Genomic DNA, 17,414 nt, shown 5'->3' on the forward strand with positions numbered 1-17,414 from the left:
ACGTCCCATCGTGATCGGGGTGCCGGTCAGCCGGCACCGTAGAACTTGCGGACCCGGCCGACGATGAAGTCCTGGTCCTCGGGGCTCAGATCGGTGTAGGTCGGCAGGTAGAGGCCCTGCTGCGCGAACCGGGCGGCTTGGAGCGAGGGCCACACCGGGTCCCGGTACATCGGCTGCCGGCTCATCGGCTGGAAGAAGTAGCGGGTCTCGACGCCGTTCTCCGTGAGGAACTCCATGAGTTCGTCGCGGTCCCGGGCCAGCAGGTCGTACATCCACAGCACCTGCCGTGAGGGCATCAGGGTGATTCCGTCGACGCCGGAGAGCCCGCGGTCGTAGTGCGCCTCGATGCGCGCCCGCGCGGCGAGGATCTCGTCGATCCGCTCGGTCTGCGCCAGGGCGACGGCAGCCTGCATATTCGTCATGCGGAAGTTGTAGGCGAGCTTCTTGTGCAGGAAGTCGTGCTCCTTGCTGAACGCCATGCCCCGCAGGTGCTCCATCTGGGCGGCCAGACGGGGGTCGTCGGTGACGCACACCCCGCCCTCGCCCGAGGAAATGATCTTGTTCGCGAACAGGGAGAAGCAGGCGATGTCCCCGACCGGGCGAATGCCGTGCGCCTCGGCGGAGTCCTCCACCACCCGGAGGTTGTACTCGTAGGCGATCTTCATGATCGCGTCCATGTCGCACCGCCGGCCGTAGACGTGCACCGGCAGGATGGCCCTGGTCCGCGGGGTGATCTTGTCCTCGATCAGCGTGACGTCGATGTTCAGGTCGTCGCCGCAGTCCACGAACACGGGTGTGGCACCGGTGTACGACACCGCCCAGGCCGTCGCGACCATGGTGAACTCCGGAACCAGCACCTCGTCGCCGGGCCCGATGCCGAGCGCCCGCAGCGCCAGGGTCAGTGCCGTGGTGCCCGACGAACACGCGACGGCGTGCTGGACCCCGTTGTATTGGGCGAACGCCTGCTCGAAGCGTGGAATGTAGGGTCCCTGCGCGGAGATCCATCCGCTGGTGACCGCGTCGGTGACGTACTCCAGTTCGCGCCCGTTCATGCTGGGCCTGGAGACCGGGTACTTGAATCCCATGGGGTCCTCGTTCGTTGAGTGGCGCCGGCGCCGGCGCCGGCGCCGGAGGGGATCGTTCGGGGGTGGCGCCGCCGCGCGGTGGTCAGGAAGCCAGGGCGGGCAGGTCCAGCACCAGATCGGTGGCGGCGGCCGCGCCGCCGGCGGCGCGCAGCAGCTTGCCGAAGCGCTGGGCGCGCTCGCTGAACGACGGCTCGTCAAGCACCCGTCGCAGCGCACGGAAGATGTCGTCACCGGTGCCGCGGTGCGGATCGACGGTCAGGCTGACGCCGAAGTCCTCGCCGCGCACCGCCTGGTCGTAGCAGTCCACCCACAGGGGGCGGATGACCATGGGCTTGCCGAAGTAGAGGCCCTCGTGGAAGCCGTTGCCGCCGCCGTGGGTCAGGAACGCCTTCACGTTCGGGTGGGCGAGCACGTCGAGCTGGGAGGGCACCCAGCTCTCGATGCGCACGTTCTCGGGCAACGGCCCGTCGGGCAGCAGACGCTGCTGCTCGCGGGGCAGCTTCCACAGGATGTGGTGGTCGTCGCCCAGCCGCCGTGCCACGGTGAGCATGTCACGCACCTGTCCGGAGGTCAGACGGGTGGTGGTGCCCAGGCCGACGAAGATCACCGAGTCGTGCCGGGCGAGCCATCCGCTGACGTCCTCGTCCTCGGGTGCCTGGGGCAGCGGCGGGATCAGCGCGCCCACCATCCTCATGTTGTCCGGCGCCCGGAAGGGGTAGTCCAGCTCGCTCAGCGACCCGTTCACGACCAGTTCGGCGCATTCGATCCGGGCCAGGAATCGCCGGGCCTCCGGGGCGATGCCCAGTTGCTGCCGGGTCCGCCGGTCCCGTCGCAGGACCCGTGCCATGGACGGGCGCAGGAAGATTCCCAGGGTGCGCACACGGAACAGCCGGTTCTCGATCCGCTGCCGCGGCGTCATGCGCACGGACAGGCCCGAGTGCGGCACGGGGAAGTCGGGGTGGGTGTAGGCCTTGGTGAAAGGGGTGTACGCGGTCACGTAGTTGCTCGGCAGGAAGGGGGAGACGAGCACGTACGGGATCCCGCGGGTGATCGCGATGTCGACGGCGTACGCGGTGAGGCTCTCGATGACCATCAGCGCGGGCTGGAGTTTCTCGACGAGCTCCAGAAGCCGCCGGTACTTGTCGACATGCAGCGCCGGGTCGTAGGTGTGGCGGATCACGGCGGCATGCGCGGCGAACCGCTTCGGTCCGGTCACCTTGGCGTAGACGTCCTCGTCCCACGTCAGGGCCGACAGCTCCGGCACCACGTCGCCGAGTGAGGCGAAACGCACCGCCGACACGTCGGCCAGCGCCTCGACGTCGCCACGGCGTTCCTCGTCGGTGGCGAACCACAGGTCCTCGACGCCGCGCCGCGCGAACTCGCCCGCGATCGTCTGGACCGGGTTGAACAGACCGCTCTCCGGCAGGCTGACGAACAGGATCGGCCGCGAGCTGGATGACATGCGGGACACCTTTCGGGCGGGCTTATCCACGGACGGGACCGGCATGCGCCCCCGAGGTCCCGTTTATCCCACCGGCGACGGCCGGAATTCCCTAGACCGGCGGGCAGGGGGGCGCGGGTCCCGCGCCCGTGTCGCATCTGTAGGGAAATACGGGTTGGACCGTGCATACGCTCCACCGCTGAGTCCCTGTCGTACCTACCGGTCTGAGGTGGTCCCGCGTCATGAGCGAAGCCGGCAACGAGAACCCGGAAGTGACCGACCCGGTGGTGATCGTCGGTACCGCGTGCCGTCTTCCGGGCGGCATCGACTCGCCGGAGGGGCTGTGGCGTCTGCTGAGCGACGGCGAGGACGTCTTCGGGCCGTTCCCGACGGACCGTGGCTGGGACCTCGACGCGCTGTACGACCCCGATCCGAGTGCACCGGGCCGGAGTTACGTGCGCGAGGGCGGATTCCTCGCCGGCGCCGGCGAGTTCGACGCCTCGTTCTTCGGGATCTCACCCCGTGAGGCCGAGGCGATGCACCCGCAGCAGAGGCTGCTGCTGGAGGTCGTGTGGGAGGCGCTGGAGCGCGCCGGCGTGGATCCCACGACGCTGCGCGGCACCGCCACCGGCGTGTTCGTCGGCGCCGAGGCGCACGAGTACGGCCCGGGGCTGACCAACGCGCACGGTGCCGAGGGCCACCTGGCCACGGGTACCGCGGGCAGTGTCGTCTCCGGCCGCATCGCCTACGAACTGGGTCTTCGCGGACCCGTGCTCACCGTGGACACCGCGTCCTCCAGCTCACTGGTCGCTCTGCACCTCGCGGTGCGGTCGATCCGCAGCGGGGAGTGCGCGCAGGCGGTCGTCGGCGGCGTGACGGTCATGCCGACTCCGGCAGCCTTCGTCGCGTTCAGCCGGCAGCGCGCGCTGTCGCCCGACGCCCGGCCAAAACCCTTCGGCGCGGACGCGAACGGCACCGCGTGGAGCGAGGGCGTCGGCGTTCTGTTCGTGGAGCGCCTGTCGACGGCACGCGCCGAGGGACACCAGGTGCTGGCCGTGGTGCGGGGCTCGGCGATCAACTCCGACGGCGCCTCGGCAGGACTCACCGCGCCGAGCGAACAGGCGCAGCGCGAGGTCATCACCGGGGCCCTCGCCGACGCGGGCCTGCTTCCCTCCGACGTGGACGCGGTGGAGGCGCACGGCACCGGCACCCCGCTCGGCGACCCGGTCGAGGCCCGAGCGCTCATCGCCACCTACGGACAGGATCGCGAACGGCCTTTGTACACGGGGTCGTTGAAGTCCAACCTGGGGCACACCCAGGCCGCGGCCGGCGTGCTCGGCGTGGTGAAGATGGTGGAGGCGCTGCGGCGCGGCGTCCTGCCCGCCACCCTGCGCGCCGAACCGCCCACGCCGCACGTGGACTGGTCGTCCGGTGCCGTCCGACTGCTGACCGGGAAACGGGACTGGCCGGGCGGTGACGTCCCGCGCCGGTGCGGGGTGTCGTCCTTCGGGTTCAGCGGTTCCAATGCCCATGTCCTGCTGGAGGAGGCCCCGCCGGCACCCGAACCGGCGGCACGGGAGAGCGCGCCGCTTCCGGCCGCGTTGCCGCTCGTGCTGTCGGCGCGCTCGGCGGCGGCGTTACGTGGTCAGGCCGCCGGCCTGGCCGGACTGGAGGCCGATCAGCGGGATCTCGGACATTCGCTGCTGGCCTCGCGTTCGCTGTTCGAGCACCGGGCGGTGGCCGTCGACCGTGACGGTCTTGAGCAGTTCGCCCGGGGTGAGGTGACGCTCGGTGTCGTCACCGGTGTGGCGGACGTCGAGGGCGGGACCGTCTTCGTGTTCCCCGGTCAGGGTGCGCAGTGGGCCGGCATGGGCGCGCGGCTGCTGGACGAGTCACCGGTGTTCGCGGACCGGATCGGCGAGTGCGCGGCGGCGCTGTCCCCGTTCACCGACTGGTCGCTGGTGGATGTGCTGCGGCAGACCGAAGGCGCGCCGGACCTGGACCGTGTGGACGTGGTGCAGCCGGTGTCCTTCGCGGTGATGGTGTCCTTGGCGGCGCTGTGGCGTTCGCGGGGCGTGCGTCCGGACGCGGTCGTCGGTCATTCGCAGGGCGAGATCGCCGCCGCCGTCGTCGCCGGAGCGTTGTCCTTGGAGGACGGTGCCCGGGTGGTCGCGCTGCGCTCCCGGGCCATCGCCCGACGGATCGCGGGCGACGGTCTCATGATGTCGGTGGCGTTGGCGGCGGAGAGTGTCGAGCCGCTGCTGCCCGCCGACGGGTCCGTGCAGATCGCGGCCGTGAACGGGCCGACGTCGGTGGTCGTCGCCGGTCCGCCCGCCGCGCTGGAGACCCTGTTCGAGGAGCTGACCGCCGACGGCGCCCGGGTGAGGCGCATCGCCGTCGACTACGCCTCGCACACGACGCAGGTCGAGGCGATCCAGCAGGAACTGCTCGACCTGCTCGCGCCGATCCGGCCCCGGACCGCGCAGGTGCCGTTCTATTCGACCGTGAGCAGCGGATGGCTGGACACCGCGACGATGGACGCCACCTACTGGTACCGCAACCTGCGCCACACGGTGAACTTCGGCCCCGCGATCGCCGCGCTGCTCGACGACGGACACCGCGCCTTCATCGAATGCAGCCCGCACCCCGTGCTCCGTGTCGCCCTCGCCGAGGCGGTCGAAGCGGCCGGCGCCCGGGCCGTCGTGACGGGCACGCTCCGCCGTGGCGAGGACGGCCTGAGCCGCGTGTTCACGTCGTTCGCCGAGGCGTTCGTGCGGGGTGTCGCGGTGGACTGGTCCGGTCTGTACGAGGGCGGCCGCCGGATCGGCCTGCCCACCTACGCGTTCGACCGCCGCCGGTACTGGCTGGCCGGTCCTGGTGCCACGGCCGCGCCCGCGCGCCGGCCGGAGCCCGTCGCCGACGCCCCGGCGCTCGATCGCGCGGCGCTCCTCGACGCGGTCCGGGCGCAGGCCGCCGGCGTGCTGGGGCACACGGATCCGGCCGCGATCGACCCGTCCCGGGAGTTCCGCGCGCTGGGCTTCGACTCGATCGCCGCAGTCGAGTTGCGGGAGCGGCTCGTCGGCGCACTGGGCATCGCGCTGCCCACGTCCGCCGTCTACGACCACCCGACACCCGACCGGCTCACGGACTTCCTGCTCACCTCCGCCACCGGCGAGACCGCGGAAGCCGCCGCCACCGGGACCGCCGCCGACGAACCGATCGCGATCGTCGGCATGGCCTGCCGGTTCCCGGGCGGTGTCGCCGGCCCCGAGGACCTGTGGCGGGTCGCCGCCGAGGGACGGTGCGTCGTCGGCACGTTCCCGACCGACCGCGGCTGGGACCTGGACGCGCTGTTCGCCCCCGGCGCCGACGGCACGCCGGCCGTCGCCACCCGCTCCGGCGGCTTTCTTTCCGACGCGGCGGGCTTCGACGCCGAGTTCTTCGGCGTCTCGCCGCGCGAGGCCAAGGCGATGGATCCCCAGCAGCGCCACCTGCTGGAGACCACCTGGGAGGCGCTGGAGCACGCCGGCCTGGACCCTATGTCCCTCCGCGGCACCCGGACCGGTGTGTTCGTCGGCACCTTCGGCGGCAGCTACGCATCGTTGCTCGACCGGCGCGAGGACTCCCGAGGCTTCGTGATGACCGGTACGACACCGAGTGTCATGTCGGGCCGGACGGCGTACGTGCTCGGCACCGAGGGCCCGGCGCTGACCGTCGACACCGCGTGCTCGTCGTCGCTGGTGGCGCTGCATCTGGCGGCACAGGCACTGCGCGCCGGGGAGTGCGGGCTCGCGCTGGCGGGCGGGGTGACCATCATGTCCACGCCCGACAACTTCGTCGAGTTCACCCGGCAGGGCGGCCTGGCCGTCGACGGCCGGTGCAAGTCGTTCTCCGACTCCGCCGACGGCACCGGCTGGTCCGAGGGCGTCGGCGTGCTCGTCCTGGAGCGGCTGTCCGCCGCCCGCGCGAACGGACACCGGGTACTCGCCGTCGTACGCGGCTCGGCCGTGAACCAGGACGGAGCCTCCAACGGCCTGACCGCACCGAACGGGCCGTCGCAGCAGCGCGTGATCCGTGCCGCGCTGGCGAACGCGGGCCTGAGTCCGTCCGAGGTGGACGCCGTGGAGGCGCACGGCACCGGCACGAAGCTCGGCGACCCGATAGAGGCCCAGGCCCTGCTGGCGACGTACGGCGGGGACCGCGAGAGGCCGCTGCTGCTCGGCTCGCTGAAGTCCAACATCGGCCATACGCAGGCCGCCGCCGGTATCGCGGGTGTCATCAAGATGGTGCAGGCCATGCAGCACGGAAGGCTGCCGGGGACCCTGCACGTCGAGCAGCCGTCCTCGCACGTGGACTGGTCCATGGGCGCCGTGGAACTGCTCACGAAGGCCGCGGCATGGCCCGACACGGGCCGTCCGCGACGCGCGGCGGTCTCGTCGTTCGGCATCTCCGGCACCAACGCGCACGTCGTCCTGGAACAGGTCGCCCAGCCGGAGCCGGCGCCCGAGACGAACGGCGTCCTGGTTCCGTGGATGGTGTCGGCACCCACCGCGGAGGCGCTGCGCGCGCAGGCGGCGCGGATCGCGACCGCGTCCGGCGGCGCGGCCGACGTGGCGCTGTCCCTGGCCGGCACGCGCACACACTTCCCCCATCGTCTCGCCGTGACCGGCCGGGACGGCGACACTCTGCGGGCCGAGCTGGCCGACCCGACCGGCGCGGTCCAGGGCTCGGTCGTCCACGGCAAGCTGGGCGTGCTGTTCACCGGCCAGGGCTCGCAGCGCCTCGGCATGGGCCGCGGCCTGTACGAGCGCTTCCCCGCGTTCGCCACGGCGTACGACGAGGTCGTCGCGGCACTGGGCACCGAGGTCCGGGACGTCATGTGGGGCGAGGACGCGGCGGAACTCGACCGGACCCGTTGGACGCAGCCCGCGCTCTTCGCGCTGGAGGTGGCCCTGTACCGGCTCGTGGAGTCGTGGGGCGTCGAGCCGGACATGGTCGGTGGCCACTCGGTCGGTGAGATCGCCGCCGCGCATGTCGCCGGCGTGCTGTCGCTGGCCGACGCGGCGACGCTCGTGCTCACGCGGGCCGACCTGATGCAGGCCCTGCCCGAGGGCGGGGCGATGCTCGCCGTCGAGGCGACCCCCGGCGAGGTGTGCCCGCTGCTGGTGGAAGGAGTGTCCATCGCGGCCGTGAACGGGCCGAGGTCGGTCGTGGTGTCCGGTGTCGGCGACGTGGTGGCCAAGATCCGCGACACGTTCACGGCGCTGGGCCGGCGCACCAAGCCGCTGCCGGTCTCCCACGCCTACCACTCACCGCTGATGGACCCGATGCTGGCCCGGTTCGGCGAGGCGCTGGGGGAGTGCACGTTCCACGAACCGCGGATCCCCTTCGTGTCGGCCCTCACCGGCCGGATCGACTCCCCCGACAGCGGAATCTACTGGGCGCAGCACGTGCGGCAACCGGTGCTGTTCACGGACGCCGTCCGGGCGATGGCCGACGCCGGTGTGCGCACCGTGCTCGAACTGGGACCGGACGGCACGCTCACCGCACTGGTTCCCGATGCCGCCGGCGACGTCGACCTGCGCGCCGTCCCGTTGCTGCGCCGTGACCGGCCCGAGGAGGAGGCGGCGGTCACCGCGCTGACGGAGCTGCACGTGCGCGGCACGACGGTGGACTGGGCGGCCTTTCTCGCGGACACCGGAGCGCACCTCGTGCCCCTGCCCACCTATGCGTTCCGCCATCAGCGGTTCTGGCCCGACGACGGCCGGACGGACGACGTCGTCGGCGCCGGTCTCGACCAGGCCGGCCACCCGCTGCTCGGCGCGGTCGTCCGGCCGGCGGACGGCGACGGCGTGCTGCTCACCGGCCGGCTGTCCGCCACCACGCACCCCTGGCTGGCCGACCACGTGGTCGGCGGCCGGAACCTGTTCCCGGGCACGGGATTCGTGGAGCTGGTGCTGCGCGCCGGCGAGGAAGCGGGGTGCCCACGGCTGGACGAACTGACGCTGGCCGTACCGCTCGTGCTGCCCGCGCACGGTTCGGTTCCCGTGCAGGTGGCGGTCGGCGCGGACGAGGACGGCCGCCGCCCGGTGAGGGTGTCTGCGTTTGCCGACGGCACCTGGACCCAGCACGCCACCGGATACCTCACGGCGGACGCTCCCGCGGCGGACACGGCGTTCGCGCGAGAGGCGTGGCCGCCGGCCGGGGCGCAGGCCCTGCCGCTGGACGACTGCTACGAGCGGCCGGCCGCGACGAACCTCGCCTACGGTCCGGCTTTCCGGGGCGTACGGGCCGTGTGGCGGCGGGATGCCGAGGTGTTCGCGGAGGTCGCGCTGCCCGACGTGGTGGCGGGCCAGGCCGGTGCCTTCGGTCTGCACCCCGCGCTGCTCGACGCCGCCGTGCAGGTGGCGTTCCTCGCCGACATGGGTGTGGCACCCGGGGCCCTGCCGTTCGCCTGGGAGGGCGTGTCCGTGGCGGCCACCGGCGCGGCCGTACTGCGGGTCCGCCTGACCACGACGGGCCCGGGCGTGTCCATCACGGCCGCGGACGTGCTCGGTGATCCGGTCGCGGCCGTCGAGTCGCTGACGTTGCGGGCGGCCGCCGTGCCCGTCGCCGCCCATGCCTACGACTCGCTGTACGCACTGGACTGGACGCCGCTGCCGGAGGCCGGGGCGATCGAGCCCGCCGCGGTGACGGAGTTCGCGCCGGCCACCGGCGACTTCGCGGCGGCGGCGCACGCGGCGGCGGTCAAGGCGCTCGAGGCCGTGCAGGAGTGGCTGTCCGGCGACAGCGCGGAACCGCTGCTCTTCGTGACGCACGGAGCGGTGACAGGCGCGGACCCGGCCTCGGCCGCCGTGTGGGGCCTGGTGCGGACCGCGCAGACCGAGAACCCCGGCCGCTTCCTGCTGCTCGACCTGCCGGAGGGCCAGGACCCCTCGGCGGCATACGGCGCGTTGCAGGCGTCCGGCGAACCCCAGGGCTGGGTGCGGGACGGCGTCGTGCACGCCGCCCGGCTGGCGCACCTCGGCGCGGACGCGGGCCTGTTGCCGCCCCGTGGCAGCGGGTGGCGGCTCGACGTGACCCACCGGGGAAGCATCGACAACATCGCCCTGGTCCCCTACCCCGAGGCCGAGCGCGAACCGACCGGCCGGCACGTACGGGTGCGGGTGCGCGCGGCGGGTGTGAACTTCCGTGACGTGCTCAACGTTCTGGGCATGTACCCCGGCGACCCGGGCGCGCCCGGCGCCGAGGCCATGGGCGAGGTCGTGTCGGTCGGTCCCGAGGTGACGGGTGTGCGCGTCGGCGACCGCGTCATGGGAATGGTCACGGGTGGCTTCGGCCCGCTGGCGGTGGTGGACGAGCGGCTGATCGTGCCCGTACCGGCGGCCTGGCCGGACGAAGTGGCTGCAGCCGTCCCACTGGTGTTCCTCACCGCGTACCACGGTCTTGTCGACCTGGCGGGGCTGCGCAGCGGCGAGCGCGTGCTCATCCACGCCGGTGCCGGAGGCGTGGGCATGGCCGCGATCCAGCTCGCGCGGCACCTGGGCGCCGAGGTGTTCGCCACCGCGAGCGAGGGCAAGTGGGACACGCTGCGCGCCCTCGGCGTCGCGGACGACCACATCGCCACCTCCCGGACACTCGACTTCGCCGAAGCCTTCGCCGGGGTGCTGGGCGAACAGCGGATCGACGTTGTACTCAACTCGCTGGCCGGGGAGTTCATCGACGCGTCCCTTGGCCTGCTCGCCGACGGCGGCCGTTTCGCCGAAATGGGAAAGACGGACCTGCGCGACCCCGCCGATCTGCCCGGCGTGCGGTACCTGCCGTTCGACCTGATGACGGTGGAACCGGAACGCGTCGCCGGCATGCTCGCCGCACTGGGTGAGCTGTTCAAGGCCGGGACACTGACGCCGCTGCCGGTGCGATCGTGGGACGTGCGGCGCGCACGCGACGCGTTCCGGTACATGAGCCAGGCCAAACACATCGGCAAGATCGCCCTCACCATGCCGGCGGAACCCGCCACCGAGGGAACGGTTCTCGTCACCGGCGGCACCGGCGGCCTCGGCAGCAGGCTCGCCCTCCATCTGGCCGGGCAGGGCGTGGCCCGGATGGTGCTCGCCTCACGCCGCGGACAGACGGCGGACGGTGCGGCGCGACTGGGCGAGGAACTGGCGCGACGCGGCGTCGAGGTGCGGATGGTCGCCTGCGACGTCGCGGACGCCGACGCCACCCGCGAGCTGGTCGCAAGCATCCCCGACCTCACGACCGTCGTGCACACCGCGGGTGTGCTCGACGACGGTGTGGTCGGCTCGCTCACCCCGCAGCGCCTGGCGACCGTGCTGCGGGCGAAGGCCGACGCGGCCTGGAACCTGCACGAGGCGACCAAGGACAGGAATCTCACGGACTTCGTGACGTTCTCCTCGGTCATGGGAGTCCTCGGCGGGGCCGGGCAGGCCAACTACGCCGCCGCGAACGCCTTCCTCGACGCACTGGCGGCGCACCGCCGCTCCTTGGGCCTGCCGGCCGTCTCACTGGCCTGGGGCGCGTGGGCGCCGGGCACCGGCATGACCGCGACGCTGTCCGAGGCGGACCTCGCGCGCATGGCCCGCGACGGCATGGCCCCGGTGCCGACGGAGCAGGGCATGGCGCTGTTCGACGCCGCGCTGGCCGTCGACGCCCCGGTGCTCGTGCCGATGCGGCTGGACCTGCCCAGGCTGCGAGCCAGGAGTGACGTACCGACCGTGCTGCGCGGTCTCGCCGGCACCGGCCGCCGCACCGCCGCCTCCGCCGCGGCGGCGGATGGGACCGCCACACTGGCAACGAGGCTCGCCGGTGCGACTCCCGACGAAGGCCTGCGGCTGGTTCTCGGCGTCGTACGGACCGAGGCCGCCGCCGTCCTCGGCCACGGCTCACCGGCGGCGATCGAGCCGTCGCGCGAGTTCCGGCACCTCGGCTTCGACTCGCTCACCGGCGTCGAACTGCGGAACCGGCTCAACACGGTCACCGGCCGCCGGCTGCCGTCGACCCTCCTGTTCGACTATCCGACTCCGTCGGCGCTCGCCGAGCACCTGCGGGGCCAACTCGCGCCTTCCGCCGCGCCCGAGGCGGCAGGAACCGGCACCCCCCTGGAGCAGCTGGACCGACTGGAGGCGGCCGTCGCGGCCGCCGGCTCCACGGCCGACCATGCGACGCTCGCCGACCGGCTCGAACAGCTCGGCCGACGGCTGCGCCAGATGGAGACGGACGCGGCCGGACCCGTCGCCGAGATCGACGCCGACAAGATCAACTCGGCCTCGGTCGACGAGCTGTTCACGATCATCGATGGCGATCTGGGCGTCTCCCAGAACTGAACCCGCCCGCCCACCCCGTTCGTTGATGGAAGAAGAGGACCTGCGATGGATGACCACGGCCAGCAGGACAAGGTCGTCGAGTATCTGCGGCGTGTCACGGTCGACCTGCGCACCGCCCGCCAGCGCGTGGAAGAACTCGAGCTGAGGGGACGCGAGCCGATCGCCGTGGTCGGCATGGCCTGCCGTTACCCGGGCGGTGTGCGCACACCGGAGGACCTGTGGCAACTGGTCGTGGACGGCACCGACGCGGTCACCGAATTCCCGGCGAACCGCGGCTGGGACCTCGACACCCTCTACGACACCGACCCCGAGCACCTCGGCACGTCCTACGCTCGGGCCGGCGGATTCCTCCACGACGCGGGGAACTTCGACGCCGAACTCTTCGGGATGAGCCCGCGCGAGGCCATGGCGACGGACGCGCAGCAGCGTCTGCTGCTGGAGACGTCGTGGGAGGCGCTGGAGCGCGCGGGCATCGACCCGGTGTCGCTGCGGGGCAGCCGCGCCGGCGTCTACGCGGGGGTGATGTACAGCGACTACCGGGAACTGCTGACCGACGACGCCTTCGAGGGCTACCGCACCAACGGCAGCCTGCCCAGCGTCGCCTCGGGACGCGTGGCGTACACCCTGGGGCTGGAGGGCCCGGCGGTCACGATCGACACGGCGTGCTCGTCATCGCTCGTGGCCCTGCACCTGGCAGCGCAGGCACTGCGCAACGGCGACTGCACACTGGCGCTGGCCGGCGGCGTGACGGTGATGTCCACACCGAGCACCTTCGTGGAGTTCTCCCGGCAGCGCGCCCTGTCCGCGGACGGCCGCTGCAAAGCCTTCTCCGACTCCGCCGACGGCACCGGCTGGGCCGAAGGCGTGGGCATGCTCGTACTGGAGCGCCTGTCGGACGCACGACGGCTCGGCCACCCGGTGCTCGCCGTGGTGCGGGGCTCGGCCGTGAACCAGGACGGCGCGTCGAACGGTCTGACGGCACCGAACGGACCGTCGCAACAGCGGGTCATCAAGCTGGCGCTGGACAGCGCCGGGCTGCAAGCCTCCGAAGTGGACGTCGTCGAGGCGCACGGCACCGGTACGACGTTGGGTGATCCGATCGAGGCGCAGGCGCTGCTGGCGACGTACGGGCAGGACCGCGAGACGCCGTTGTTGCTGGGTTCGGTGAAGTCGAACATCGGGCACACCCAGGCCGCCGCCGGTGTCGCCGGTGTGATCAAGATGGTCATGGCCATGCAGCACGGGCTCGTGCCGAAGTCGCTCCACGCCGAAACGCCGTCGTCCCATGTCGACTGGTCGGCCGGTGCGGTGGCACTCGCGGCGGAGGCGCGGGCGTGGCCGGTGGTGGAGCGGCCGCGGCGGGCGGCGGTGTCGTCGTTCGGGATCTCGGGGACGAACGCGCACACGATCCTGGAGCAGGCCCCGGATGCCGAGCCGCGCGCCGAGGCGCCGGTCGACGCGGTCGTGCCGTGGGTGCTGTCCGGGCACACGCCGGGGGCCTTGCGTGCGCAGGCGGAGCAGCTGGCGCGGGGACTGGACACGGGTGCGCATCCCGCGGACGTCGGCCTCACCCTGGCCACCGGCCGCGCGCACCTCGCGCACCGGGCCGTGTTCGTCGGCCGGGACGCCTCCGACCTCGCGGCGAAGCTGACGGCCGTTACGGAGGGGGTGGTTGGTGATGGTCGTTTGGGGGTGGTGTTCACGGGTCAGGGTGCGCAGCGGTTGGGGATGGGGCGTGGGTTGTATGCCCGGTTCCCGGTGTTCGCGGCAGCCTTTGACGCGGTGATGGCGCAGTTGGGTGAGGACGTCCGGGAGGTGATGTGGGGTGCGGATCCTGATGTTGTTCGCTCTTGAGGTGGCGTTGTTCCGGTTGGTGGAGTCGTGGGGTGTGCGCCCTGAAGTCGTAGCGGGGCATTCGTTGGGTGAGGTGGTGGCGGCGCATGTGGCGGGTGTGTTGTCGCTGGGGGATGCGTGCCGGTTGGTGCGTGCGCGTGCTGCCTTGATGGACGGGCTGCCGGCGGGTGGGGCNNNGATCGAGTTCCGTGAGCCGGTGATCCGGCTGGTGTCGGGTGATCCGACGGATCCGGCGTATTGGGTTCGGCATGTGCGTGAGGCCGTGCGGTTCGGTGATGCGGTGCGCGCGATGGTGGACGACGGTGTGGGGACGTTCCTGGAGTTGGGGCCCGACGGGACGCTGTCGGCGATGATCCAGGAGACCGCCGAGGTGACGACCGTGCCGATGCTGCGGCGCGATCGTGACGAGGAGGAGTCGGCCGTCAGTGCGCTCGGCGCCTTGCACTCGGTCGGAGTGCCCGTCGAGTGGGCAGCGTTCTTCGGGCCTCTGCACGCCACCCACGTGGACCTGCCCACGTACGCCTTCCAGCACCGGTACTACTGGCCCGAGCCGGTCGATGACGAGCCGGGCGCGACCGACCCGGTGGACGCCGAGTTCTGGGATGCCATCGAGAGCGAGGACCTCGACAGCCTCGCCGCCGGACTCGGTCTCACCGGCGACGAGCTCTCCGGAGTGGTGCCGGCGCTCGCCGCGTGGCGCCGCCGCCGAAGGACCGAACGCGACCTCGACGCCGTGCGCTACCAGGAGACGTGGGCACCGCTGAACGGAGCCGTCACCGGCGCCCCTCGCGGCACCTGGCTCGTGATCGTGCCGGAGGGAGCCGACGAGACCTGGGTGAGCCGCGTGGCCGGCACGGCCGGTCCGGGCGCGATCCGTGCGCACGTACCGGTGACCGCCGACGCCGACGCGCTCGCCGGGCGGCTGTCCATCGCGGAGGGCGCGAACTTCGCGGGCGTGCTGTCCTTACTGGCCGAGGACCCGGCCGGACCGGTTGCCACGGCCACGCTCCTGCGCGCTCTGTCCGGGCTCGGCATCACCGCGCCCCTGTGGGCGGTCACGCGCGGCGCCGTCGCCGCCGTCGAGGGCGACACCGTCGAGCACCCCGAACGCGCCGCCGTCTGGGGGCTGGGCCGGGTCGCCGCCCTCGAGCACCCGGACGGCTGGGGCGGTGTGATCGACCTGCCCGCCGAGCCTGACGACGCCGTACTCACGCGCTGCGCCGCCCTGCTCGCCCATCCTGCCGGCGAGGAAGAAGTCGCCATCCGCAGCGGTGGCACAGCGTTCGGCCGACGGCTGACAGCCGCGCCCGCCGGGGACGCGCCGGAGTGGACCCCGACCGGCACAGTGCTCATCACCGGCGGTACCGGTGCGCTCGGCGCGAGCGTGGCCCGCTGGCTCGCGGACCGAGGTGTCGCGCGTCTCGTGCTGGTGAGCCGCCGGGGCGGCGCGGCGCCGGGCGCCACGGAACTGCACGACGAACTGACCGCCTCCGGCGTCGAGGTGGACCTGGTCGCGGCGGACACGGCGGACCGGGACACCATGGCGGCCGTCCTCGCGGCCATCCCTGCCGACCAGCCGCTGACCGGCGTCGTCCACGCGGCCGGCGTCCTCGCGGACGGCGTGCTGACCAGGCTGAGCGGAGAACAGTTCGCGACGGTGTTCCGGGCCAAGGCCGCCTCGGCACTGGTGCTGGACGAACTGACCCGCGGTCACGACCTCTCGGTGTTCGCCCTGTTCTCCTCCGCCGCCGGTTCCGTCGGCAACCCCGGCCAGGCGAACTACGCCGCGGCCAACGCGGTCCTCGACGCCGTCGCCCAGCGGCGCCGCGCGCTGGGGCTGCCCGGCACCTCGCTGGCGTGGGGCGCGTGGGCCGGGGACGGCATGGGCGGCAGCGCCACGGGCGTCGGCGCCGCCGCGCTCGACCCGCGACTGGCCCTTACGGTGCTGGGGCAGGCCGTCACGGCCCCGGACCCCACGCTCACCGTGCTCGACCTGCGCCACCCCGACGTGCTGGCCACCCTGCTCACACCACGGCCGCACCGCCCCCTGCTGTCGGCACTGCCGGAGGCGCGCCGCTTCACCGAGTCCTCCGCCGCTCCGATGTCCGGACTCGTCGCGGAGCTGCGGGCTCTCGACCAGGACCAACGCCTGGCACGGGTCGCCGGCGTAGTGCGAGGCGCAGTAGCGGCCGTCCTGCACAGGATGCCCGGCGACATCACGCCGGACCGCGAGTTCGGCAAGCTGGGCTTCGACTCCCTGGCCTCCGTCGAACTGCGCAACCGGCTCGTCGCGGCGACCGGGCTCAGCCTGCCCGCGTCCCTGCTCTACGACCACCCGACCCCGGCCCGGGTGACCGAGCTTCTGCTCGCCCAACTGCTCGACAGCCGGGAAACCACCGTCACGGCACCGGAAGTCGCCGTCACCGACGAACCGATCGCCATCGTCGGCATGGCGTGCCGTTTCCCGAACGGCATCGACTCGCCGGAGGCGCTCTGGGCGCTGCTGGCCGAGGGCAGCGACGCGATCGGGCCCTTCCCCACGGACCGCGGCTGGGACCTGGACGGACTCGCGGACGATCGACCGGACCGCAGCGCCACTCAACGCGGTGGCTTCCTGCACGACATCGCCGGCTTCGACGCGGAGTTCTTCGAGGTCTCCCCGCGGGAAGCCGTGGCGATGGACCCGCAGCAACGGCTCCTGTTGGAGACGTCCTGGGAGGCACTGGAACGCACCGGCATCGACCCGCTGACGTTGCGCGGCAGCTCCTCGGGCGTGTTCATCGGCACGAACGGCCAGGACTACGGCGACGTGCTCGACGGCACCGAGGCCGGCCGCCAGGGACACACCGGCACGGGCCTCGCCGCCAGCGTGCTGTCCGGCCGCCTCTCCTACACGCTCGGCCTGCAAGGACCGGCTGTCACCGTGGACACGGCGTGTTCGTCCTCGTTGGTGGCGCTGCACTGGGCGACGCAGGCACTGCGCGGCGGTGAATGCTCCCTGGCGCTCGTCGGCGGTGTGACGCTGATGACGACGCCGTGGCTGTTCGCGGAGTTCTCCCGACAGGGCGGGCTGGCGCCGGACGGCCGGTGCAAGGCGTTCGCCGAGGACGCCGACGGCACCGGGTGGTCCGAGGGCATCGGCGTCATCGTGGTCGAGCGGCTGTCCGACGCCGTACGCAACGGGCACGAAGTCCTTGCGGTGGTGCGGGGTTCGGCGGTGAACCAGGACGGCGCGTCGAACGGCCTGACGGCGCCGAACGGACCGTCGCAGCAGCGCGTGATCCGGGCCGCGCTGGCCAGCGCCGGTCTCGAACCGTCCGAAGTCGACGCCGTGGAGGCGCACGGCACCGGCACGTCGCTGGGTGATCCGATCGAGGCGCAGGCGCTGTTGGCGACGTACGGGCAGGACCGTGAGACACCGTTGTTGCTGGGTTCGGTGAAGTCGAACATCGGGCACACGCAGGCCGCCGCTGGTGTCGCGGGCGTCATCAAGATGGTCCTCGCACTGCGCAGTGACGAGCTGCCGAAGACCCTGCACGTCGGCGAAGTGTCGTCCCGGGTGGACTGGGACTCCGGTGCGGTGTCGGTACTGACCGAGGCGAGGGCGTGGCCGGTGGTGGAGCGGCCGCGGCGGGCGGCGGTGTCGTCGTTCGGGATCTCGGGGACGAACGCGCACACGATCCTGGA

The 17,414-nt window shown here is 72.6% G+C and carries 2 protein-coding genes and 2 pseudogenes; 2 read left to right on the forward strand and 2 right to left on the reverse strand.

Annotated elements, in window-relative coordinates; all coding sequences use genetic code 11:
• Window positions 1–26: 26 nt before the first annotated feature.
• Window positions 27–1,085: a DegT/DnrJ/EryC1/StrS family aminotransferase gene (locus tag IO36_RS39745; protein ID WP_037627932.1), complete on the reverse strand. Its 1,059-nt coding sequence runs from the start codon at window positions 1,083–1,085 to the stop codon at window positions 27–29.
• Window positions 1,086–1,167: 82 nt separating this feature from the next.
• Window positions 1,168–2,547, reverse strand: a complete 1,380-nt coding sequence (locus IO36_RS39750; protein WP_037627934.1) for a glycosyltransferase — start codon at window positions 2,545–2,547, stop codon at window positions 1,168–1,170.
• A gap of 257 nt (window positions 2,548–2,804) precedes the next feature.
• Between IO36_RS39750 and IO36_RS39755 the strand changes: the two are divergent.
• Both IO36_RS39755 and IO36_RS49260 read left to right on the forward strand, forming a co-directional pair.
• A pseudogene (locus tag IO36_RS39755) lies at window positions 2,805–11,873 on the forward strand (type I polyketide synthase); the annotation flags it as partial.
• Between the two features lie 45 nt (window positions 11,874–11,918).
• Window positions 11,919–17,414: pseudogene (locus IO36_RS49260) on the forward strand (SDR family NAD(P)-dependent oxidoreductase); the annotation flags it as partial.

Source organism: Streptomyces aureus, from assembly GCF_000725495.1.
GTDB classification, from domain to species: domain Bacteria; phylum Actinomycetota; class Actinomycetes; order Streptomycetales; family Streptomycetaceae; genus Streptomyces; species Streptomyces aureus_B.